3 protein-coding genes are annotated in these 1,748 nt (G+C 46.9%); all 3 read left to right on the top strand.

Annotation, left to right across the window (positions count from 1 at the left end; genetic code table 11):
- Positions 1 to 683: peptide chain release factor 2 (prfB, locus tag Q0117_RS10250; protein WP_297926667.1), on the top strand; the 683-nt coding region annotated here is incomplete at its 5' end.
- Between the two features lie 20 nt (positions 684 to 703).
- On the top strand, positions 704 to 1,039 hold the full coding sequence (locus tag Q0117_RS10245; protein ID WP_297901914.1) for a type II secretion system protein: 336 nt from the start codon (positions 704 to 706) through the stop codon (positions 1,037 to 1,039).
- Between the two features lie 10 nt (positions 1,040 to 1,049).
- Positions 1,050 to 1,487: a hypothetical protein gene (locus tag Q0117_RS10240; protein WP_297881919.1), complete on the top strand. Its 438-nt coding sequence runs from the start codon at positions 1,050 to 1,052 to the stop codon at positions 1,485 to 1,487.
- Positions 1,488 to 1,748: the final 261 nt, after the last annotated feature.

Below are 1,748 nucleotides of genomic sequence, written 5' to 3'. Positions count from 1 at the left end.
AGAGTAACGACTGGGCGAGTATGCTATACCGCATGTATCTGCGCTTTTGCGAGCGAGAGGGCTTTAAGATCGAGGTTCTGGACTTCCAAGAGGGCGAGGAAGCAGGTCTTAAGGACGTTAGCTTCATCGTGCGCGGCGAGAACGCCTACGGGTATCTGAAAGCCGAAAACGGCATCCACCGCCTGGTGCGCGTTAGCCCATTCGATAGTGCGGGGCGCAGACACACGAGCTTTTCAAGCGTAATGGTAAGCCCGGAGCTCAATGATGATATCGAGATAAATATCGAAGAGAAGGATATCCGCGTCGATGTGTTTCGCGCAAGCGGCGCAGGCGGGCAGCATATAAATAAAACCGAAAGCGCCGTGCGTATCACGCACATCCCAACGGGTATCGTAGTAAACTGCCAAAATGATAGAAGCCAGCACAAAAACAAAGAAACGGCGATGAAGGTGCTAAAGTCGCGCCTTTACGAGCTTGAGCTGATGAAACAGCGCGAAAAGGACGAAAACGCGCCTAAGAGCGAGATTGGCTGGGGGCATCAGATCCGCTCCTACGTACTTTTCCCATATCAGCAGGTCAAGGATAACCGCAGTGGCGAGGCGTATAGCCAGACCGACGCGATCTTAGACGGCGATATAAAAAGCATAATTGAAGGCGTTTTGATTTCACAAGCGAACAGATAAATTTTTTTGAAAGGATGAGAATGAGTGAAGATGGAATTTTGCTAGCGCTAGGATATAGCGTAAACGACGCGACGGTCGCGCAGCTGCGAGGAATTTTATCGAAGTGTGATTTTGAGGATAACGAGCTCGATCGCATCGTGGGGCTGAACGATAAGCTTAAAATTTACGGTGCGCATGTGGCTATGTCGAATTCAAACCCGTATTTTAAGATTAAAAACGACGCTACGAATGAGGAGCGCAAGACCGCTGTTGAGGATATCATCAGCGCTTGGTCGGAAAAATTTAAGCTCAAGCTACAAAAAGTCGCGGGCAAAGAGACCTATTACGTTTTGGGTCGCCAAATTTCAAAAAATTAAGGAGCAAAATATGAAAAAAATTCTAGCTTTGATCGCCGCTGGAGTATTTTTGGCGGGCTGCGTTAGCAACGCACCGAAAAGTGCAGTCGATGCGCCAAAGAGCGGCAAATATTCTTTCGCCGACGTTCAAGACGGTATCCGTGCGATGAACCTACAAGGCGGCGTCGTGCAAAGCGATGCGTGCAAAAACGGCAATGGCGCAATGTGTCTAAATTTTGCGGATTCTATGTATTCCAAGCGCGACTATGCTTCTGCCGCCAACGCCTACAACGCCGCATGCACGCTCTCTCAAAACTTCCCTGCTTGCCAGAAGCTCGCAGCGATGTTTGAAAAGGGCGAGGGCGTAGAGCAGAATAAATTTAACGCCATTGATCTATACCGCATTTCGTGCTATTACGGCTACAAGGACGCGTGCGCAAATATGCGCCGCTTAGGCTACAACGGTTAAGGCTTTGGGATTTAAATTTTAAAATTCTATTTTAGATTTACTCACTACGAACTGCTTTCAAATTCCATTCCGCCGTATCGCGGGATGGAATTTGATGCGTGAAATTCTATTATCTAGCCGCAATGGCTAAGATTTTTCTTGCCTTCTCAATTTGCTCCATAACATACGCTTTTTAAAATTTAAACTTTCTAAATTCTATCTTTTCATTAAAGATCGACATCGTGCGTTGAAGATTGCTTATATCTTTTTGCATCGTTTGCA

This window comes from uncultured Campylobacter sp. (assembly GCF_937997535.1).
Taxonomy (GTDB): Bacteria; Campylobacterota; Campylobacteria; order Campylobacterales; family Campylobacteraceae; genus Campylobacter_B.
This window is presented reverse-complemented; position numbering and strand designations above follow the sequence as displayed.

Bases quoted from the DNA above. Each gene is read 5' to 3' on its own strand.
- Q0117_RS10245 (WP_297901914.1), top strand. From the start codon at position 704: ATGAGTGAAGATGGAATTTTGCTAGCGCTAGGATATAGCGTAAACGAC.
- Q0117_RS10240 (WP_297881919.1), top strand. From the start codon at position 1,050: ATGAAAAAAATTCTAGCTTTGATCGCCGCTGGAGTATTTTTGGCGGGC.